Origin of the sequence: Methanobacterium lacus (genome assembly GCF_000191585.1) — an archaeon.
In the GTDB taxonomy this organism is placed as follows: Archaea; Methanobacteriota; Methanobacteria; order Methanobacteriales; family Methanobacteriaceae; genus Methanobacterium_B; species Methanobacterium_B lacus.
Genome location: NC_015216.1, coordinates 1,958,452 through 1,976,868, shown reverse-complemented (window position 1 = coordinate 1,976,868; position 18,417 = coordinate 1,958,452). Strand labels below are relative to the sequence as shown.

The window sequence follows — 18,417 nt, the reverse complement described above, 5'->3', positions numbered from 1 at the left end:
TTTTAAGCGTACTAACATGAATATGAAATTCCATGTTTGAGCAGTTAAACATCGACAGCTATACAGAAGAGATATTAGAAAAATCCTTAAAAACCGTGATATCTAATGAAGAAGCTTTAACACTCATTAATTCTACGGGTAGGGAACTTCAAGCACTTTTGTTCGCTGCAGATATGCGTCGTGAGGAACTTGTAGGAAACAATGTTACCTACGTAAAGAATTGGAATATAAACTTTACAAATGTTTGCACAGGAACTTGTGGATTTTGTGCATTCAAATGTGATGAATCAAGCAGCGAAGCCTACTTTCTTTCAAACGAAGAAGTTGTTAAAAGGGCTAAAGCAGCATGGAATAATGGAGCAAAGGAAGTTTGTATACAGGGAGGATTACATCCCGATGTAGATGCCTATTACTATCAAAAACTGCTCATAGACATTAGAAAAGAACTTCCAGACATTTACATACATGCATTTTCACCAATGGAGATATTGTACGGTGCCCAAAATTCTGATATGGAACTGTCTGAAGAACTGAAAATGTTGAAGGAAGCAGGACTGGACTCAATTCCAGGCAATGCAGCAGAAATATTGAACGATGATGTGAGAAAGGTGTTGTGTCCAAGTAAGATGAACACTGCAAAGTGGATCGAAGTCGTTGAAACAGCTCATAAAACAGGAATTCCAACAACCTGCACCATGATGTATGGCCACATCGAAGAATTGAAGGATAGGGTGAATCATATTGACACCTTAAGACAGATACAAAGGAGAACTGGAGGATTTACAGAGTTCGTACCTCTCACTTTCATGCACAAGAACACACCAATATTCCGGAAGGGTATTTCAAGCCCAGGATCTACTGGAATTGAGGATCTTAAGGTTTATGCTGTTGCAAGGTTGATGTTTGGGGATCTGCTCCAAAACATCCAAGTATCCTGGGTCAAGTTGGGTTTCAAATTTGCCCAGGTTTGTTTAACTGCAGGCGCAAATGATCTTGGTGGAACACTGGGGGAAGAAAACATATCCAAATCTGCAGGTGCCCAGCATGGTGTTAGAACCAATCCTGAAACTTTTCAGAGAATAATTGAAAATATGGGAAGGGTTCCAGCTGAAAGGGACACCCTCTACAGGAATGTTGAGCCATTAAAAAAAATCTAAAACTAGGATTTTACCATGGATGATCAGTTGGCAGTCACAAGGAAAATGATGATGCAGTTCATCAGGATGAACAAAAAATTTCAGAAGTTTGAGAAGAATCCAATTGAATTTGGAGATGGTCAAAAACTCTATCCCAGTGAGATCCATATTTTAGATGCTGTTGGCAGCGGTGTTGCTAACAACGTCACTGTTTTGAGTCAGAAATTTGGAATCACCAAGGGTGCAGTTTCCCAAGTTGTGAATAAGTTGCATGAAAAGCAGCTTATAAAAAAGGAAAAGATCGAGGGAAATGCCAAGGAAGTTAAATTGACACTAACATCCCATGGAAGGAACGCCTTTAAAATTCAGGATGAACTGCACAAGAACTTTGAAAATGAATTTTTCAACTACTTCAAAAACCTTGAACAGGATAAAGTTGATTCTTACTTGGAGATCATGGACACCATCGATCTGTTTATGGATAAGGTTTTAAATGATCAAAAACCAAAGAAAAAATAGTTTAGTAACTAAACTATGGGGTGGTTTTTATCATGTCTATGAAGTCAGCTGTTAAGGAACACGTAAATTCTCATGTAACTGAACATGTCAAAAAACATGGCTCGTTTTTATTAAATGAAATCCTTTTAGACGGATTTATCTCAAAATTAGAGGTTGATAATCAGAATTTCGTAAAGTACATGGATGGGTTGGAATTTAAGAAATTTTCCCAAGAGGACCTTGATAACTCAGCAAAACTCTACCAAGAAGTTTTTTCACAACAACCATGGAATGATGAATGGTTCAGACTTTCAAGGGTCAAAGAATATCTAAGAGAACTCATAGAAAATCCTGTTTTCAGTGGTTTCGTTGTGTATCAAAATTCTGAGCTGGTGGCTGCATGTTTAGGTCATTCACGTTCTTGGTGGAGTGGTGATGAATTTTTTATCGATGAATTTTTTGTATCCTCCAAGTATCAGGGCCAGGGTATTGGATCGTTACTCATGGACTACGTTGAGAACCATCCTGAACTCAAGAATATTGAAAGTTTTCAGCTTTCAACCAACAGCAATGTTCCTGCAAAGGATTTTTACCATAAAAATGGATTTAAAACAAGAAAAAATAGGGTTACAATGACTAAAAAGTTTTTTTAGTCTTCTAATTTTCTGATGATAATTTTATCATCATTTTCCACTTCTTTAAACAGCTCAAGATTTGAAAGAATCTCTCCAATATTGTTAACTGCTGATGCGGGTTGAGATTGACCGTAAAAAATACAAAAAGCAGGTCCTGGAGGCCAATATGAAATATCTCCCTTGGAAGTACTGGTTGATGGGTTTTCATACTCCTCCTTAATTGGGGCATCGAAGTAGACTTCTTCAAGCCAAATATTTGCCTCTCCCTCAAATGGAAGGTTGTTAAATATTTGTTTGGCTGTTATTGGATTTCTATCATCCAAAACTCCTTCGGCCTTTCCCTTTCCAATCACTTCTATTTCAATCTTCATAGTGGTTCAGTTCTCCCAAATAGATTTTCTCTGTAAAACCCAAATTCTCCGGCAATTGTTTAAGTGTTTGTTAAACCATGTTCTTTAAAATTTCTCCATGATTCACAACTCTTTAAAACCATTCATGATTGAGGGTCCTGCAGAAGTTCCAATTTTAGATGCTCCAGCTTCAATCATTTCCAGTGCAGATTTTAGGTTTCTGATACCGCCTGAAGCCTTTACACCCATTTTTTGTCCGACTGTTTCCCTTAGAAGTTTAACATCTGCTGCATTTGCACCTGGAAAACCCACACCAGTGGAAGTTTTAACATAATCTGCCCCTGCAGATTTGGCAAGCATACATGCTTCAACCTTCTCATCATCAGTTAAAAGAGCAGTTTCTATAATGACCTTGACAACCATGCCCTCTGCTGATTCTACAACGTGCTCAATGTCCCTCTCAACCATACGTGACAAACCTGATTTAAGCGCACCTATATTTAGAACCATATCTAACTCGTTAGCACCATCCTCAACTGCTACAAGTGCTTCGAATGCTTTAATTTCTGATTTAGATGTTCCGAATGGAAAACCAATCACTGCACACACACCAACATCTGTACCCTTCAGAAGTTCACTTGCAAGTGCAACGTTAACAGGGGTCACACATGCACATGCAAAGTTGTACTCCGATGCTTCCTCACAAAGGGCATTAATATCTTCTGTGCTTGCATTGGGCTTTACATTGGTATGGTCAATCATTTTTGCTAACTTTTCAGGTGTCATCATATTAAACCAACTCCATTACTCACATTAAATTTTTTTAGACATGTAGGGTCCTTCTAATTCGTATCCAAATTTTCTGTAGTAATCTCTGGCTCCCAAACCACTGATTATTAGGAGTTTTTTCCTGTCAAATTCTTCAGACGCTACTCTCTCAGCTTCCTGAAGCAGTTGTTCTCCGAATCCCATGTGCTGGTACAGTTCATCACTCTTTTGTCCAATTTCTGCCATTTGACCGTAGACATGCAGCTCCCTTATGAGTGCTGTTTTATCATCTACCTCAACCCTATGGGCATTTTCAGATGGTATTCTGAGCCTTAAAAATCCCATTAAAATGTCTTTGCTCAGGTCTTCCTGTGAAAGGAATATTTCACGTCCTCCAGCAGCATTGTATTCTGTTTTAACCAGGTCAACATTGTGGAAATCTGGAATTACTCCATTGGCGGCTCTGTGTCCAACTTCACGGCACCGGATACATTTACAGTTCACACCTTCCCCTTCCAACTTGTTGTAAACCAGTTCTCCAAGGTTAGATTTTTTCACACCAGCTTCTATAAGCTGTGAAGGTATGTCCCGTTGTATCCTCATGGTTCTGACCCATTTAGGAAGTATTTTCTTCACTTTAACTATTAGATCAACGGCATCTTCGGTGCTGTAGGGTTCATAATCTCCGGCTTTCCATAGGTCGTAGAGTTTTGAGCCCTTGGTAACCAGGCATGGATATATTTTTATCATGTCGGGTCTGAATTTTTCATCTTCAAAGATCCTGTGAAATATTCTCATGTCACGATCCGGGTCTGAGAAAAGTCCAGGCATCATATGAAACGCTACCTTGATTCCAGAGTCCCTAAGATACTGGGCTGATTTCACTGCATCCTCCACCCTATGGCCTCTTTCGATACGTTTGTAGATAAAGTTGTATATGGTTTGAACTCCAAGTTCAACCCTTGTAACTCCCATGTTAAGCATTCGATCGATGTCTTCAATTTTTGCGTAGTCAGGCCGGGTTTCGAAGGTCATGCCCACACACCTCACACTGGACAGCTCATTTTTTATCTGTACATCTTTGAGGTACGCGAAGTCTTCTGGAACTTTTAACTCTCCAGTTTTCCTGATCTTAACCTTGGTGTCAAGATCTTCCAATCCAAAGTCATTCATTGCCCTTAAACATTTTGTTATGAACCATTCTTGGTAACATACATTGTAGGATGGAAATGTGCCTCCCATTACAATGAGTTCCACTTTGTCAATGGGATGTCCAATACTTTCAAGTTGTAATAGCCTGTTGTAAGTCTGCATATAGGGATCAAATTTGTACATCCTTGCCCTGAGTGCTGCTGGTTCTTCTCCTGTGTAACTTGGTGGTGCAACTTCACTTTCTGGACAGTAGGTACATCTTCCATGGGGGCATTTATGTGGTTTGCACATAACAGCCACCACAGCAACACCTGATATGGTTCTGGTGGGTTTTTTTCGGATAATCGGTGCTATGATCTTCCTTTCCTCAGGACTGGCCTTCTCGAGTATCAATGAATTACTCATAAATTCCATTAATTTGAAGTCTCTACATGCCTTTAACTTAACCTTTTCAAGGTCTCTTTTGCTGTTAATCTTGCCTGTGAGTATTTCATCTATGATAAATCTGCATGCGTCTTCCATGAATATCTCCACAAAATTGTTTCCTAAAATACTAATATTTTAGTCATGTATCCAATAACTAGTTTCTTTTGTTGTTGATGAAATTAATTTTTTCATGCCATGTAATGATTTTGAAGGGTTACTTTTTCTTTTTTTCAAGCAAATTTTGCTTCATATCCAAGACAGTGGTAATATCTGTTTTAGATACAATACCAACGAGTCTGTTTTCCCAAACAATGGGAACCCTTCCAATTCGATTTCTGTTAAGTTTTTCAAGTGTTTCCATCAGGCTTTCTTCTGGATCCGATACAACAAGGTCTTTGGTCATGATGTCATTTATGAGTGTATCCTTTTCAGCCTCTGGAATCTTAGATAGATCATGGAAGGTTACGATTCCAATGAGATGCCCATCATCTGTTACTGGGTAGCCCATGTGCTTTTCTTTAAACATGATCTTCAAGGTTTCCTTCACTGTGTTACTGGGTTTAACTGTGTGAACTGTTGTTGTCATCACATCTTTGACTTTTTCATTTTCAAGGAGGGTTGACAACAGCACTGTTTGATATTCTGCTTGGGCACCTAGGTACACGTAGACAGCCACGAGTATGAGTAGAAAATTAAAGAAGATCCCAACCAGTGCCATGATTATTGCCAGTTGTTTCCCAATGTTTGCAGCCAACTTGGTGGCATCTATAAAATTCATTCTTTCTGCAAGAAAAGCCCGTAATATTCGTCCACCATCCATTGGAAAGGCAGGTAACAGGTTGAAAAATCCCAGAAGAATATTCACGAAGACGAAGTAGTAAATTGCCGCTTGGATGGTTTTTGAAATGTAAGCCAAGCTTAGGATTAAAATAAGATAACATATTCCCCCAATCAACAGGTTGGAAACAGGACCTGCAAGGGCAATTCTCAATTCCTTTTTTGGATCCTTGGGAATTTCTTCCATCTCAGAAATACCGCCTATTGGGAGAAGAACTATTCTTTCAATACCAATACCGTACCTTTTTGCTACGTAACAGTGGGCAAGTTCGTGTAGTACCACAGAAACAAATATGAGTGTGATTAAAACAGCAGTTAAAAGGGTAACGTAGGATACCACATTAAGCAGAGCAATTATGTAGATAAGGACGATTAAAACAAGGAACGAAATATGTAATTCAACAGGTATTCCAAAAATACTGAATATTTTAAAGGAGTACTTCATCTTCAGATGGTTCACCTCAAAACTTTTTTTTATTTATATAATATTATTGTTGAGGAAACTATTAATAGGAACATACATTAATTAATCCTCAAGGTTATTTTCAGTTAATAAAATTAAAGTGAATCAAAAAATAAATATATATTCAGGTGTTTCAATGAACGTTAGTGAATTTCTAGGAACAAGAGTGTTTGACAAAAACGGATTTGAAATAGGAAAGATTTCAGACATGTTAATAAACCCTAAAGAAGGGGTAATTAATTTTATATCAATATCAACTGGTGAATTTGGAATAAGAAGGAAGGATGTCCAGATCAAACCATCTGATGTTAAGGTCATGGGAGATTACCTTCTCCTGAACCTTGCAAGGGAAGATCTTGATATTGATTGAACATTCCTTAATAATGACTGAAAATTTGTAGGGGTGAAAATTTTGGAAGATGTTAGGGGAATACCAATAACTAAGGGAAACCATGTAAGATACACTGGCACAGGCAGTACCGGTGAAGTAACCGACTTAAAATCTGATGATGAAGGAAGTTGGGTTCTTTTAGACACAACTGAACTGTGGTACAAAACAGATTCCCTTGAAGTCATAAGGGAAGAAGACTACCTCAAGATCAAGAATCATACCATTTTCAAATCAGAAAAGGTAAATGAAAAAGAAGATGTTAAAGATAAGGTTCAAAGGTCTAAGACCAAATTTGAAAATGTAGATATGAGCAATGAACTTTGTGACGGTGGAGGTTAAACCAGCCTCAAACCATAATTATGGTAAACCATCATCTTAAGGTTCATCATTTTACGCTCAATTTCATGTTTTTTAGCCCTTTCTTTCGTGTAGAGTTCCACGTAGCGTGCATGTTCCTTATCTGCCCTTTGATGTTCCTTTTTTAAGCTGGAATGGAGCATCATCAAACTCTTTTTTACTAGTTCATCCCTTTCAGACTGAAGCTCTTCGAGGGTTACTGTTTTTTCAGATATTTTAATGTTCAGGTCAGATACTTGAACTCCAATTTTTTCTAATTCCTGGTTACATTTGTTGATTGATTTACAAACATCTTCATCGGATGTTTCAGATTCAAATTCTTCAATTTTTTTCTCTTCTTGAGAAACCATAATTAGATATTTATTTCTTTCAGATTCAAGGGTTTTTAATTCCATTTCAAAATTAGAAATTTTTAGGTCAAAATTGTTAATAACTTCAATTTTACCAGAATCTTCTAAAAACTCATTTAAATCGCTAATACTATCCTCTCCAATATTATATTCTTATTTAAGAATTAATTAATTTCGTAAAAAAAATCTACAAACAATTCAAAGGAAAACTTTTTTTCAAGATTTTTCTAAAAATATGTTTGTCCAAACTATGGTATATACTTTGATAATATTATATTAAAACCAGAAATCAAGGATTTAAAATGATTTCCAAGGATAATTTAAGTCTTAAGAGCTGGGATTTAAAGAGAATGAACCATGTATTAAAAAATCTAGTATTAATGAGTATTTTTAAGGGTAAATCCTATATTTTGTCCTATAAAAACTTGTTTCAACCCCAATTTATTGGGCTAAAATTCTCATAATACTATGGAAAAAGTATGATCCATCCAAAAAATTATTAATCACCCACCCACTAAACCATCATTATGAACCATTGTATTGATTTCTATTTCTTTAGCGGAACTGGCAACACATTACTTGTTGTAAAAAGAATGTCCGAAGTATTCCAATCCAAAGGACATGAAGTTCATTTGAAAAGGATTGAAAAATCAATGCCAGATGATGTGAATACAGAGTGTACAATAGGACTTGGATTTCCAGTTGCAGTCCTTTCTACATATGATCTGGTTTGGAAATTTATCAAAGAACTTCCAGATGTAGATGGAACAGAAATATTCATGATAGACACACTAGGAGGGTACTCAGGAGGCATAGTTGGTCCGCTAAAATCGATCCTAGAATCAAAGGGATACAAAACAATTGGGGCCTGTGAAATTGTAATGCCCCTGAACATATTTTACATACAAGACAGCACCGTAAACACCAAAAAAGTTGAAGAAGGACTTTTAAAGGCTGAAAATTATGCATTATCGTTGTTAAACAATGAATCAAAATGGGGACATTTTCCACTACTTCCTGAGGTCATGAGATTCATATCAAAAATGGGAATAAGACTGACTGCCACATCTGTCCATCAAAAAATTCTTAAATTCAAGGTGGACAAATTAAGGTGCGATAAATGCGGGATATGTAGGGATATTTGTCCAAGCAACAATATAAAAATGGGTGAATATCCTTTAATTGGAAATAGCTGTGAGTACTGTATGCGTTGTGTTTCCATGTGTCCATTTAATGCTCTGGTCTCCATATTTAACTACCAAGGTAAAACATACAGTGCAGTAAAACCTAAGGAGTTTAAATAACAAATAATGGTTAAGGTGGTAAAATGGACTACGATCTAGGAGAAAAAGGTGTTGATACTAAAAAATTAGCACTTGAAAGTCTAAACAACACAGAATTATTCAAAGAACTGATAATAGGGATAAGATCCAAGGATAAAACCGTGAGAACTAATTCATTCAATGCCCTCATGGTGGTGGCAGATAACAATGGAGATATCTTGTATCCTAAATGGGATTACTTGCATGAAATGTTGGTAAGCAACAATTCTAACGAACAGTACGTTGCAATATATTTATTAGCAAATTTAACAGCTTCTGACACTGAAAATAAGTTTGAAACCATTTTTGACGATTACTTCAGCTTACTCGGCGGTGAAAAAACCCTGCCAGCATCCCACGTCATATTGAGCTCTGGAAAAATAATAGAAAACAAACCAGAACTCAGATCCAAAATAATTTCTAACCTTTTAAGCACGGATGAAACATTTAAAGGAAGACAGAAGGACCTGCTCAAGGTTTACGTGATTGAAACCCTCAGAAAAATTCCTTCAGATCCCGGTGATAAAGATAGGATAGAAGAGTTTATCAAGTCCCAGTTAAACAGTTCAAGTTCCAGAACACGTTCAGCAGCAAAATGTTATGTTGAAAGATGTTTTTTAGATTTATAAACTGAACTAAAACACATCTGATAGAAAAAAATAATTATTAGTCATAAAAAACATAATACTATCTGGTGAAACATTGTTCAAACTTAAAAGAATCTATGAAGAACCTGAAGAAGAAGATGGCTACAGAGTTCTCGTGGACAGGTTATGGCCCAGGGGAGTTTCAAAGGAAAGGGCAAATCTTGACGGGTGGATAAAGGATATTGCACCCTCAAATGAACTAAGGAAATGGTACAATCATGAACTTGATAAGTGGCCAGAATTTAAAACTCGCTACCTTAACGAGCTTAACGAAAAAAAGGATCTTCTGAAACAACTGAAAACCATGGCTAAATCCCATGAAAAAGTCACACTCCTTTACTCTGCAAAGGACGAAGATCATAACAACGCAGTTGTTTTGGGGGAACTACTCAACCAGCCAACAAAAACTGTTAAAACCAGTATTTCAAGAATTCACGGATCTTAAAAATACTGTTACCTACAAATTTTTTGGGGCAGAAGCATGATAAAACTGAAAAAATCTCCTCAAATCAATACAAAAACCGATGCAATGAAGGAAATTGAGGCCAAACTATCCTCATCTGAAATTGTTAAGGAAGATCAAGTTACCGAGGTTGAGGAATGGACCGACGATCCAAAAAGATGGAGATTGTTCAAAGAAAGATACATGGATGAATTTGAAGACAAACTGGATCTGATGGACAACCTCATGACCCAGAAGAGGGGCAAGGTCGAAGTAACATGGATATCTATTTTTAAAAAGAAGTGAATTGGATTTGAAGTGGGTTAATCTTTTTTTTATCAGCTTATGGCTTTTTTATCTTGTACTGAAACACAGAATTTGCAAAGGGCACTTGGATTTTTCATCTGACGCTGTTTCACTGGACACATATAGTTACCATTTTCAATGTGGAGCACAAATCCTCCTGGAAATTTGGTTCCAACGGGATGGATGGGTTCTTGGCACACGAAGGTTGTGTAGGTGCTTATGATCCTTGCAATTTTAACAAAACATTTTTCTTGTTGGGTCCTGGCATTTTTACTCTGTTCATCCAGGAGTTCAAGAAATTCAACTAGATCCTTTCTGTTAACATCTCCAGGATAATTTTTCTTATCATCCTTGATCTCCTTCACCCTGGAGAAGAAGGATTTGGAAAATCTTTCTATGTAATCATCCCTGTAGGATTTTGGCATGTACTGGGCATCATCCCTTAAAAATGATGCAGCAAGCATGATATCCTTGATGTGAATGTTTCCTGCTTCTGATTTAACAACATCCTTAAGTTCATTTCTACTGAGTTTGTGAGTTAAATCAAGTTCTTCAATGGATTTTGCCATGGTATATCACTTAAAAAAATTGGTAAATTATTTTCATAAAATTTTGGGTTTAAACAACGTCGGGGTCCTGTTCAGCTATGCAGAAACCGCAAACAGCACCGGGATTATCCTTTTGTTTATCTTTAACAGGACAGTAATAGGTTTTATTTTCAAACTTAACCTTAAAACCGCCTGGAAATTCTGATCCAACCACGTGAATTGGTTCTTCAAGAACGAAGGTTGTGTATATGGATATTATCTGATATATCTTTGAAAAATTGGGGTCATGGGGATGATTCCTTAAAAGGTCAATTTCCTGTTCTTCCAGAAGTTTTAAAGATTTTTTAAGCTCATCCATATCAACCAACTGTTGGATTGTGCACTTATCATCCTTAACCTCTTTGATTCTCAGTATAAAACCCTTTAAATAGGCGTTATGAAATTTTTCCCTGTAACTGGGCTGAACATACTTTCCCTCTTCAAAAAGAAAGTTGCAGGCATTCATGATGTCTTTTATATGGATATTTTTGGCTTCTTTTTTCAGTTTTTCCAGTAACTCAACCCTTGTAAGCTCATCCATATCATCAATGTCTTCAACCTTTAAAATCATGATAGTTATTCTCCAATTAATTTGATCATCCGTTACCAAACTTTGCAATGATGGCTTCTGCTGTTTTAGGACCTATACCATCAATACGTGTCAATTTTTCAGGGGTAACATGTTTTAGATCATCACCGAAGACTTTAACAACGGCTCTGGCTCTTTTCCTTCCCAATCTTTTAACACTCACAACTAACGGCACTAAATCTGGTTTAACACCATAATAAAGTCTTGCAGCTAACATGTCCAGCTGGTCTGTACCTGAGTAAATATTTAAAATGTTACAAATATTTCTGAAAAATTTCACGAGTAAAGATGCTTCGTAGGCCGATCTTCTTGTGGATGCAGCGTAGACATTGAACGCATTTTCAATTTCGTACTCGTTCCTCTCACCCATCCATTCAAGCATTGTGGCTGCAGTTGCCTCACTCAAACCAATGTCCACCACAAAAATTCCCTCGCTGTTTAACCTGTCCCTCACAGGTTCCTTCGATTTTCGTCCCTTGAAACTTATTAATGGCATATCGGGAGTTTTGCTCAACTCGTATATCAACTTGGACGATTCAATTTCCTCAGAAACAGATGCAAATTCCCTGAGCCTCACTGCAGTTTCAACTGTGTAGTTACTCTTGGCAATGAGCATTCCAAACTCAGTTGTTTTGAGTCCATCTGGAGTTGGCATGATAATTCCATTTTTCACAAGAAACTCCAGTGCAGTGTTTACTTCGTACTCTATGGAATCTGAACAGAAAGATTCTAAATATTCGTTGTGAGACATCTGCCAACCATAAAAGGTTTCCAAGAAAAATTTGAAAAGATCTTTGGGTGTTTTTGCGAGTGTTGAAGCCACCTGTGTTATTATCTGTCTGTAAACAGCATCCTTATTTTCTATTAACTTAGAATTGGTTGGTTCTATTTCTCCATAAACGTAGTGATCCTTCAAGTTGTAGGCTTCATCCAATGTCTTTGCAATGAGGTAAGAGTAACCTTCAGTATCGTAACCTGGCCTTCCAGCTCTGCCTGACATCTGTTCGTAATCAAACACTGGAATTGGCTGGGGTCCCTGACTGGTCCACCTGGTGTAATCCCTTATCACCACATTTTTAGATGGTAAATTCACACCGTACATGAGGCTTGGAGTTGCTGTTATCATCAAAAGGTTGCCTGCACGGAATTCATCTTCAATAATTTCCTTCTGCTTGTCGAAGAGACCTGCATGATGAAATGCCACACCATTTTCAATACTCTCTGCCAGTTTCAGACACACGGCTGTTGGTAGTGAACCCCTCTTCCTAGGTACGTCCAATATTTTTTCACTCACCTCATGGAACGCTTTTTTTTGTTCAGGTGAAAGTTTTCGTTTGACCTTGTCTGAGGTGTACTTTGCGAGGGACTCTGTGAACCTCCTTGTGGATACAAAGACCAGGGCCTGTGAAGATTCTTTTATGGATGTATTTAATATTTTGACTATCACATCATTCTTGTTTTTGGTTTCCATTTCTTCAGTTGTCAACACATCCTTGTAAAGGGGCACTGGTCTGAAATCGTGTTCAACAACATGTGCATCCAGCCATGATGACAGATCACCCATGTTTTGAAGGGTTGCTGATAATGCAACGATCCTCATCCCGGGGTTTAACTGTTTAGAACGGGTTATTGCACATTCCATGGTAGGGCCCCTTGAGTACTCTCCAATCATGTGAAATTCATCAACCACCAGAAGATCAACATCGTTTAAGGTGTTCCAGGAAAACCTTGTTATGGCATCGAATGATTCGAACACCATGACAGCAAGATCCGATGATGATGGATGTTTACCCACCTTGATACCGTATTTTTCAAATTTCTTAAATTCCTTGACCTTTTCATTTTGGATAGAAATTAAAGGAACAGCATAAACTGCTTTACCTCCCTTTAAAATGGCGGTCAGTGCAGCCATAACTCCCAGAACAGTTTTTCCACTGGCTGTTGGGATGGCTATGATGTAGTTGGTTTTATCCTCAAGATAACCTGAATCAATAACAGACTGTTGTGCAGGGTTGAACTTCTTGATGTTAGGATAACTTTCCCTTATGATCTCGTGAACCTTGGTTTCTATAGCATCCATAAATATCATTTTTGTTTATTTTTTTAGGTTTAATTCTTTATTTTTTCAGTTACCACAATATCAGAGATTTTTGTGGAGGGATACTGTCCATTTTCATCCTTCTCAACACTTTTAACCATGTCCCATATCGTTAAAAGTCCCACACTTGCACCTGTAAGGGCTTCCATTTCAACCCCTGTTTTTCCTTCACATTTGACAGTAACCTCTACATCGATGAATTCAGTATCTACCTGAAAATCAACATCGACACCTGTTATTTTAAGGGAGTGACAAAGGGGAATCAGATGATGGGTGGATTTAACAGCACTGATAGCTGCTATCTGTGCTGTTGTAAGAACGTTTCCCTTCTTAATTTCTTCTTTGATAATTTTTGCTATGGTAAATTCTTGGAGGTATATCCTTCCTGAGGCTTTAGCAGATCTTTTGGTGATAGCTTTATCTCCAACATCCACCATTCTAACCCCTTTTTGTGTAACATGAGTAAATTCTTGGTTATCCATAAAAAATTCATCTCCATCTCTACATTTCCTTGGAATCTGATTTCTTAAATGAAATATGGAGCTCAACTTATTAACATTTTTATAACGATAATTTTCATCAAAAAAAATTTTCTAAAACACCAGAGAAAACTAAAGACTCTAAATCCAGTCTAAGATATGGGCCTGTGTTGATTGATCTAAACATAGTAAGTTGTTAGGACTGTTTTTACAGCCAATGTAGCTGTTAATTTTTTGAATAATTAAAATTAGTAACGAATTAGATTTTATAGGATTAAATTTATGAATTTAAAATTTCTCCTTCCATGTTCACTATGGTTACTTCAAAGTCCATGTTGAATTTGGAGGAACACAGTTGTTTCATCTTTTTTGCGATGCTGTTAAAAACCTTAGTTTTCAATCCATTTTCTTCCAGGACAGTTATCATGTCTTCGGTGGTTGTGGATTTGAATAGTTGCCCAACTACTTGCTGATCTGCACCTTGAAGTGCTGCATGGGATGCAATAATTTCGTGTCTTCCATCTGCAACAGAATGTTTGGTGTTGAAAATGCCGGCAGATATTTTGATGAGTTTTCCTGCATGGCCGAGTAACATGATCTGTTTAACACCCTTTTTTGAAGCTTCGTCAAGCATGTATCCAACGAAATTTCCCATCTGCACTATCTGATCCTCTTCGATATCCAGCAGTTGTTTGGCGATTTTTTCTCCAATATTTCCAGGGACAAAAACTAGGTACTCGTAACCCCCTGCAACTGCCACATCTATTTGACACCTGTAGGATTCTTTGTAACTTTTTAGATTCATGGAACGTGCAAATCCAGTTGTTCCAAGAATTGAAATACCTCCAACAACTCCTAAACGTGGATTAAGAGTTCTTTTTGCCAGTTCCTTACCATGTGGCACGATAATTGTTACTTCAGCACCCTTTCCTTCGGGTAAATGGGACTCAAGATTGGATACTATCATCTCCATTGGAGTGGGATTTATTGCAGGACATCCTACTGGTACTTGTAATCCCGGTTTGGTGACTGTTCCAACACCATCTCCACCCTTCACAGTGATTCCAGGTTCATTTTTAAGAATAAGTTCGGCCACCACTTCAAGATTTATGGTGACATCTGGATCATCGTAGGGGTACTTTACAACTGAAGCTCTTCCAGAACAAGAATTTAATTTCTCTGAATGTTTAACATCCAGAATAACTTCTCCAAGTGGTGTGTTGATCTTAACTTCCTTAACCTCACCATTCAAGGAGAAAAGGGCTGCAAGTGCAGCTGCGGTTGCTGCACTGCCTGTGGTGATTCCGTATTCAGATTCCTTAAGATGGTACCTGTCAAGAATTGCCCTATTTTCCATGTTAATAAATTATTTGAGCTATTTTAACCTTTGGATGCTTCTTTGATAGCTTCAATTAGTTCTTCCTTACCTGGAGCTCCAACAAACCTTACAACTCCATTTAAAGCTATTGCTGGTACTGCCATTAGACCATATTCCCTAGCTTTTTCTTGATCAACCATTATATCAATTTTGTCTACTTCTAAATCTTCTGTCATCTCTTTTTTAACTTCTTCCACCAGCTGAACAGCCATAGGGCAGTATGGGCATGATGGGGATGTAAATACTTCAACTTTGACTACCATTTTTTCACCTCTAATCTCTAAACCTTTTTTTTTGCAACTTGTTACATATATACATTCAATAAATCGAAGGTAATTTTAAGTCGTTGTCTGTACCGTTCTTTAAATTGTTTCCAATTCCCAGTCCAATTGAATATGCAATTCTTGATGACATGCTGTTTAATATATCGAGTAAACCTGAAGATGGATTGATATCGATGGTGTTGTAGCTTCCTGTTATGCCGCCGAGTTTTGCTGCAGCATCTAGGGCTTGTTTTTCTCCACCTGTATCATTCACAAGTTTTAAATTTTTAGCCTGTGTACCTGTGTAGATTTTACCCTCTGCAATAGATTGGGTGTAATTCACAGTAAGATTTCTGTTCACAGCTACAATGTCAATGAAATGGGCGTAATCTTCGTTCACCATGCCTTGAAGCATATTTGTTTCGTTAGTTGTTAAGTTCCTGTAATCTGATCCCATGTCTTTGTACTCACCGGCTTTTATTGAATACTTGTTGATCCCATTGTTTTCGTAGTACTTCGACAGATCAGTTAATCCCATTATGACTCCTATGCTTCCGACCATGGAGGAAGGGCTTGCAATGATATCATCGGCAGAAGATGCAGCCAGGTAAGCCCCTGATGCTCCTGTATCTCCTATCCATACAACAACAGGTTTTTTGCTTTCGTTGATGGCATTCATGATCTCTTCACTGGCAACAGGCGATCCTCCAGGACTGTTAATTTTGATGAGAATCGAACTTACAGTTCCATCTGATTCAGCTTGATTTAGAGCATCTTTGACATTTTCAGGGGTTACTATTGTTTCACCACTCACTCCTGATGATCCATAACCTATCTCACCTTGTAGGGGTATTACAGCTACGGTGTCTCCATTTGGAGCGGAATTTAGGAAATTTGAACCTCCAAGCAGCGATACTGTTGCGACTAGGAGCGCTATCACCAAAAGGGATCCCCCCACAAGAATTCCTAGAACGATCTTACTGTTTTTTTTCATTATACCACTCTGAGTTTATTGTCTGGTTTTTATTTTCTGTTCTTGATCTTGTTTGTGGCACTCTCAGTACCCTCAGATAATACAGTTGAATTGATTTTGTTTAATGTTTAAAATTTATTAGACAATATTCTGTCTATAATTTCTTATATAGCTAATTAATTTCACTGAATAATCAATATATATGGTTTGAATATTCAATTAATCACCTATTTTTGGTATAAAATTAATTTAAGAATTGATTAAATAAATGTTGCAGTTTTAACTATTCATGAGGTTGATAAAATTTTTCAGAACCCCTTGTTGGGTCTGGATTTCCTTTGCCATGTACCTATTGTTAAATTTGGTTGCATAGAAAAATCGTTTGTTGGATTGGATGGTGGTGTTGATCCTGGTTTTTTTAACCTCAATATTTATATAGCATCCTAATTCTATAATATATAAACTGCTTATTTTTTGATTAATGAGTTTTGTTGAATCATTTATGAGTGTTTCTTAATTTGAACTCACAAAAAAGTAGTTTTGATACGAATTAATTGTTGGAGTGATGTTTTTGAAAACCATTGCACAGTCTCCGGGTTCAGCAACCATCATAAATGCCATATCAACTGGCTCAGGTTCTGCATTTGGTATTAAGTTGTATGTAACGGCAGAAGTTAAGTTAACAGAATCAAAATCAACAATTAATTGTAGTACCGATAGAAATGTTGACACTACCCTCATGGAGAAGTGTGTCAAGAAAGTACTGGACAAGTTCAAAGAAAACTTTCCAGAACATGAAATTGATACTGGAGTTTCAGTTAAAACAGCTTCAACTCTTCCTGTAGCTTCTGGTTTAAGCAGTAGCAGTGCCACGTCCAACGCAGTTATCATGGCAACTCATGAGGCTTTGAAAACTAAATATTTAGATGGGTCTACCGAGGATTATTTGAATTCCCATGATCTGATAAATATGGGTGTGGATGCATCGCTTGAGGCTGGAGTAACCATTACAGGAGCATTTGATGATGCGAGTGCTTCTTTTTTCGGTGGTTACACAGTTACCAACAATGTTAATAGGAAGATTTTAAAGATGGATAAATTGGATGAACAAAATATATTAGTGTTCATGCCAAATAGAAAGTCACTCACTGCACAATCTGATGTGAGTAGAATGAAACTCATTTCACCACAAGTGAAACTAGCATTCGAGGAAGCTCTTAAAGGCAATTTGTACGATGCATTAACTTTAAATGGAATTTTATACTCTGCGGCATTGGGGTTCAACCCAAAAATGGCGTTAGATGCCATTGGTGCTGGTGCAAGAGCTGCTGGACTTTCTGGAACAGGACCTTCCTTTGTGGCTGTAGCTGGAGATGGAGATATTGACAACATCGCTGATGTTTGGAGTTCCTATCCTGGAGAGATCATTCGTACTGAAGTTGATAACACCGGTACAAGGGTGATTGGTAGTGGATAAAGAAGAAGCTTCGAGACTGCTTCAAGAATCAAGAACCAAAATTGATGAAATGGATGAATTGCTAATTGATCTCGTTGAAAAAAGAACCTTGCTTGCTCGAGACATAGTAAATGCTAAGCTTGTACTTGGCATTGAAATCGAAGACAAAAAACGGGAAGCATATATCCATGAAAAGATCAAACAAATAGCAAGGGAAAAAAATATTGACGAAGTTAGTCTTACCAGTATAATAAAAATATTGACTGATATGAGTAAAAAAGAACAAAATAAGATTTTGAGGAGGTAATTATTATGGGAAACATAAGAACATCATTTGTAAAGAGAACATCAAAGGAATTAATCGAAACTTACGAGGGTGTATTCACCACTGATTTTGATGAAAATAAAAAATTAGTTGAAGAGTTCACAACTGTGAGTACCAAACATTTAAGGAATAAAATTGCTGGTTACGTAACCAGGTTAGTTAGACAAGGATCAAATTAAAGTTTAAGCA

Annotated in this window: 24 protein-coding genes; 12 read left to right on the top strand and 12 right to left on the bottom strand. The window is 37.2% G+C overall.

Features of this window, described 5'->3' with window-relative positions:
* Nucleotides 1-32 precede the first annotated feature (32 nt).
* The 3 genes from cofH to METBO_RS09535 are packed head-to-tail and all read left to right on the top strand — an operon-like array spanning nucleotide 33 to nucleotide 2,287.
* Entirely contained in the window at nucleotides 33-1,157 is a 1,125-nt protein-coding gene (gene cofH / locus METBO_RS09545) for a 5-amino-6-(D-ribitylamino)uracil--L-tyrosine 4-hydroxyphenyl transferase CofH (protein ID WP_013645502.1), read from the top strand.
* A 15-nt stretch (nucleotides 1,158-1,172) separates the two neighbouring features.
* A complete protein-coding gene (locus tag METBO_RS09540; RefSeq protein ID WP_013645501.1) occupies nucleotides 1,173-1,655 on the top strand; it encodes a MarR family winged helix-turn-helix transcriptional regulator in 483 nt (160 codons plus the stop codon).
* 32 nt (nucleotides 1,656-1,687) lie between these two features.
* Entirely contained in the window at nucleotides 1,688-2,287 is a 600-nt protein-coding gene (locus METBO_RS09535) for a GNAT family N-acetyltransferase (RefSeq protein ID WP_013645500.1), read from the top strand.
* Here METBO_RS09535 and METBO_RS09530 read toward each other — a convergent pair.
* The 4 genes from METBO_RS09530 to METBO_RS09515 all read right to left on the bottom strand — a co-directional run bounded on the left by METBO_RS09530 (nucleotide 2,284) and on the right by METBO_RS09515 (nucleotide 6,247).
* Nucleotides 2,284-2,640: a cyclophilin-like fold protein gene (locus METBO_RS09530; protein ID WP_013645499.1), complete on the bottom strand. Its 357-nt coding sequence runs from the start codon at nucleotides 2,638-2,640 to the stop codon at nucleotides 2,284-2,286. The two genes, METBO_RS09535 and METBO_RS09530, sit on opposite strands and share 4 nt — an antisense overlap.
* Nucleotides 2,641-2,742: 102 nt before the next feature.
* A complete protein-coding gene (gene deoC, locus METBO_RS09525) occupies nucleotides 2,743-3,408 on the bottom strand; it encodes a deoxyribose-phosphate aldolase (RefSeq protein WP_013645498.1) in 666 nt (221 codons plus the stop codon).
* A 24-nt stretch (nucleotides 3,409-3,432) separates the two neighbouring features.
* Nucleotides 3,433-5,061 (bottom strand): tRNA uridine(34) 5-carboxymethylaminomethyl modification radical SAM/GNAT enzyme Elp3, encoded by a 1,629-nt coding sequence (locus tag METBO_RS09520; RefSeq protein ID WP_013645497.1) that lies wholly within the window; start codon nucleotides 5,059-5,061, stop codon nucleotides 3,433-3,435.
* Between the two features lie 118 nt (nucleotides 5,062-5,179).
* On the bottom strand, nucleotides 5,180-6,247 hold the full coding sequence (locus tag METBO_RS09515; RefSeq protein ID WP_013645496.1) for a site-2 protease family protein: 1,068 nt from the start codon (nucleotides 6,245-6,247) through the stop codon (nucleotides 5,180-5,182).
* Between the two features lie 154 nt (nucleotides 6,248-6,401).
* On the opposite strand from METBO_RS09515, the gene METBO_RS09510 reads away from it, so the two are divergent.
* On the top strand, nucleotides 6,402-6,635 hold the full coding sequence (locus METBO_RS09510; RefSeq protein WP_013645495.1) for a PRC-barrel domain-containing protein: 234 nt from the start codon (nucleotides 6,402-6,404) through the stop codon (nucleotides 6,633-6,635).
* Nucleotides 6,636-6,677: 42 nt separating this feature from the next.
* On the top strand, nucleotides 6,678-6,995 hold the full coding sequence (locus METBO_RS09505; RefSeq protein ID WP_013645494.1) for a DUF2098 domain-containing protein: 318 nt from the start codon (nucleotides 6,678-6,680) through the stop codon (nucleotides 6,993-6,995).
* On the opposite strand, the gene METBO_RS09500 is transcribed toward METBO_RS09505, so the two are convergent.
* Nucleotides 6,992-7,408, bottom strand: coding sequence for a hypothetical protein (locus METBO_RS09500; RefSeq protein ID WP_013645493.1), 417 nt, complete (start codon nucleotides 7,406-7,408; stop codon nucleotides 6,992-6,994). The genes METBO_RS09505 and METBO_RS09500 overlap by 4 nt on opposite strands.
* A gap of 482 nt (nucleotides 7,409-7,890) precedes the next feature.
* Between METBO_RS09500 and METBO_RS09495 the strand changes: the two genes are divergently transcribed.
* The 4 genes from METBO_RS09495 to METBO_RS09480 all read left to right on the top strand — a co-directional run bounded on the left by METBO_RS09495 (nucleotide 7,891) and on the right by METBO_RS09480 (nucleotide 10,080).
* Nucleotides 7,891-8,667: an EFR1 family ferrodoxin gene (locus METBO_RS09495; protein WP_013645492.1), complete on the top strand. Its 777-nt coding sequence runs from the start codon at nucleotides 7,891-7,893 to the stop codon at nucleotides 8,665-8,667.
* A gap of 23 nt (nucleotides 8,668-8,690) precedes the next feature.
* Nucleotides 8,691-9,314: a hypothetical protein gene (locus tag METBO_RS09490; protein ID WP_013645491.1), complete on the top strand. Its 624-nt coding sequence runs from the start codon at nucleotides 8,691-8,693 to the stop codon at nucleotides 9,312-9,314.
* A gap of 73 nt (nucleotides 9,315-9,387) precedes the next feature.
* Complete coding sequence (locus METBO_RS09485) at nucleotides 9,388-9,777, top strand: DUF488 domain-containing protein (protein WP_013645490.1); 390 nt, start codon at nucleotides 9,388-9,390, stop codon at nucleotides 9,775-9,777.
* A 36-nt stretch (nucleotides 9,778-9,813) separates the two neighbouring features.
* The gene (locus tag METBO_RS09480) at nucleotides 9,814-10,080 is read left to right on the top strand and encodes a hypothetical protein (RefSeq protein ID WP_013645489.1); all 267 of its coding nucleotides are present in this window, start codon (nucleotides 9,814-9,816) and stop codon (nucleotides 10,078-10,080) included.
* A gap of 32 nt (nucleotides 10,081-10,112) precedes the next feature.
* Here the strand turns inward: METBO_RS09480 and METBO_RS09475 are convergent, their stop codons facing one another.
* The 7 genes from METBO_RS09475 to sppA form a co-directional block, all read right to left on the bottom strand.
* Complete coding sequence (locus METBO_RS09475; RefSeq protein ID WP_013645488.1) at nucleotides 10,113-10,649, bottom strand: DUF2115 domain-containing protein; 537 nt, start codon at nucleotides 10,647-10,649, stop codon at nucleotides 10,113-10,115.
* A gap of 49 nt (nucleotides 10,650-10,698) precedes the next feature.
* Nucleotides 10,699-11,238 (bottom strand): DUF2115 domain-containing protein, encoded by a 540-nt coding sequence (locus METBO_RS09470; RefSeq protein ID WP_013645487.1) that lies wholly within the window; start codon nucleotides 11,236-11,238, stop codon nucleotides 10,699-10,701.
* Between the two features lie 25 nt (nucleotides 11,239-11,263).
* Complete coding sequence (locus tag METBO_RS09465; RefSeq protein WP_394294927.1) at nucleotides 11,264-13,345, bottom strand: DEAD/DEAH box helicase; 2,082 nt, start codon at nucleotides 13,343-13,345, stop codon at nucleotides 11,264-11,266.
* A gap of 20 nt (nucleotides 13,346-13,365) precedes the next feature.
* Complete coding sequence (moaC, locus tag METBO_RS09460) at nucleotides 13,366-13,836, bottom strand: cyclic pyranopterin monophosphate synthase MoaC (protein ID WP_013645485.1); 471 nt, start codon at nucleotides 13,834-13,836, stop codon at nucleotides 13,366-13,368.
* Nucleotides 13,837-14,113: 277 nt separating this feature from the next.
* Nucleotides 14,114-15,190 (bottom strand): cobalt-precorrin-5B (C(1))-methyltransferase CbiD, encoded by a 1,077-nt coding sequence (gene cbiD, locus METBO_RS09455; RefSeq protein ID WP_013645484.1) that lies wholly within the window; start codon nucleotides 15,188-15,190, stop codon nucleotides 14,114-14,116.
* Nucleotides 15,191-15,213: 23 nt separating this feature from the next.
* Nucleotides 15,214-15,474 (bottom strand): MJ0307 family thioredoxin, encoded by a 261-nt coding sequence (locus tag METBO_RS09450; protein ID WP_013645483.1) that lies wholly within the window; start codon nucleotides 15,472-15,474, stop codon nucleotides 15,214-15,216.
* A gap of 55 nt (nucleotides 15,475-15,529) precedes the next feature.
* Complete coding sequence (sppA, locus tag METBO_RS09445) at nucleotides 15,530-16,468, bottom strand: signal peptide peptidase SppA (protein WP_013645482.1); 939 nt, start codon at nucleotides 16,466-16,468, stop codon at nucleotides 15,530-15,532.
* A gap of 550 nt (nucleotides 16,469-17,018) precedes the next feature.
* On the opposite strand from sppA, the gene METBO_RS09440 reads away from it, so the two are divergent.
* Genes METBO_RS09440 through METBO_RS09430 form a run of 3 tightly spaced genes read left to right on the top strand, consistent with a single transcriptional unit; the run spans nucleotide 17,019 to nucleotide 18,407 of the window.
* Nucleotides 17,019-17,924, top strand: a complete 906-nt coding sequence (locus METBO_RS09440; RefSeq protein ID WP_013645481.1) for a shikimate kinase — start codon at nucleotides 17,019-17,021, stop codon at nucleotides 17,922-17,924.
* The gene (locus tag METBO_RS09435; protein WP_013645480.1) at nucleotides 17,917-18,210 is read left to right on the top strand and encodes a chorismate mutase; all 294 of its coding nucleotides are present in this window, start codon (nucleotides 17,917-17,919) and stop codon (nucleotides 18,208-18,210) included. Before METBO_RS09440 ends, METBO_RS09435 begins: the two co-directional genes overlap by 8 nt.
* A gap of 5 nt (nucleotides 18,211-18,215) precedes the next feature.
* Nucleotides 18,216-18,407 carry a 30S ribosomal protein S17e gene (locus METBO_RS09430; protein ID WP_013645479.1) on the top strand — a complete coding sequence of 64 codons (192 nt, stop codon included), beginning with the start codon at nucleotides 18,216-18,218 and terminating at the stop codon, nucleotides 18,405-18,407.
* The last annotated feature ends 10 nt before the right edge of the window (nucleotides 18,408-18,417 follow it).

Bases quoted from the DNA above. Each gene is read 5' to 3' on its own strand.
- METBO_RS09450 (WP_013645483.1), bottom strand. From the start codon at position 15,474: ATGGTAGTCAAAGTTGAAGTATTTACATCCCCATCATGCCCATACTGC.
- METBO_RS09500 (WP_013645493.1), bottom strand. From the start codon at position 7,408: ATGGAATTAAAAACCCTTGAATCTGAAAGAAATAAATATCTAATTATG.
- METBO_RS09530 (WP_013645499.1), bottom strand. From the start codon at position 2,640: ATGAAGATTGAAATAGAAGTGATTGGAAAGGGAAAGGCCGAAGGAGTT.
- METBO_RS09540 (WP_013645501.1), top strand. From the start codon at position 1,173: ATGGATGATCAGTTGGCAGTCACAAGGAAAATGATGATGCAGTTCATC.
- moaC (WP_013645485.1), bottom strand. From the start codon at position 13,836: ATGGATAACCAAGAATTTACTCATGTTACACAAAAAGGGGTTAGAATG.
- METBO_RS09430 (WP_013645479.1), top strand. From the start codon at position 18,216: ATGGGAAACATAAGAACATCATTTGTAAAGAGAACATCAAAGGAATTA.
- METBO_RS09470 (WP_013645487.1), bottom strand. From the start codon at position 11,238: ATGATTTTAAAGGTTGAAGACATTGATGATATGGATGAGCTTACAAGG.
- METBO_RS09515 (WP_013645496.1), bottom strand. From the start codon at position 6,247: ATGAAGTACTCCTTTAAAATATTCAGTATTTTTGGAATACCTGTTGAA.
- METBO_RS09480 (WP_013645489.1), top strand. From the start codon at position 9,814: ATGATAAAACTGAAAAAATCTCCTCAAATCAATACAAAAACCGATGCA.
- METBO_RS09490 (WP_013645491.1), top strand. From the start codon at position 8,691: ATGGACTACGATCTAGGAGAAAAAGGTGTTGATACTAAAAAATTAGCA.
- METBO_RS09510 (WP_013645495.1), top strand. From the start codon at position 6,402: ATGAACGTTAGTGAATTTCTAGGAACAAGAGTGTTTGACAAAAACGGA.
- cbiD (WP_013645484.1), bottom strand. From the start codon at position 15,190: ATGGAAAATAGGGCAATTCTTGACAGGTACCATCTTAAGGAATCTGAA.
- deoC (WP_013645498.1), bottom strand. From the start codon at position 3,408: ATGATGACACCTGAAAAGTTAGCAAAAATGATTGACCATACCAATGTA.
- METBO_RS09535 (WP_013645500.1), top strand. From the start codon at position 1,688: ATGTCTATGAAGTCAGCTGTTAAGGAACACGTAAATTCTCATGTAACT.
- METBO_RS09465 (WP_394294927.1), bottom strand. From the start codon at position 13,345: ATGATATTTATGGATGCTATAGAAACCAAGGTTCACGAGATCATAAGG.
- METBO_RS09475 (WP_013645488.1), bottom strand. From the start codon at position 10,649: ATGGCAAAATCCATTGAAGAACTTGATTTAACTCACAAACTCAGTAGA.
- METBO_RS09495 (WP_013645492.1), top strand. From the start codon at position 7,891: ATGAACCATTGTATTGATTTCTATTTCTTTAGCGGAACTGGCAACACA.
- sppA (WP_013645482.1), bottom strand. From the start codon at position 16,468: ATGAAAAAAAACAGTAAGATCGTTCTAGGAATTCTTGTGGGGGGATCC.
- METBO_RS09520 (WP_013645497.1), bottom strand. From the start codon at position 5,061: ATGGAAGACGCATGCAGATTTATCATAGATGAAATACTCACAGGCAAG.
- cofH (WP_013645502.1), top strand. From the start codon at position 33: ATGTTTGAGCAGTTAAACATCGACAGCTATACAGAAGAGATATTAGAA.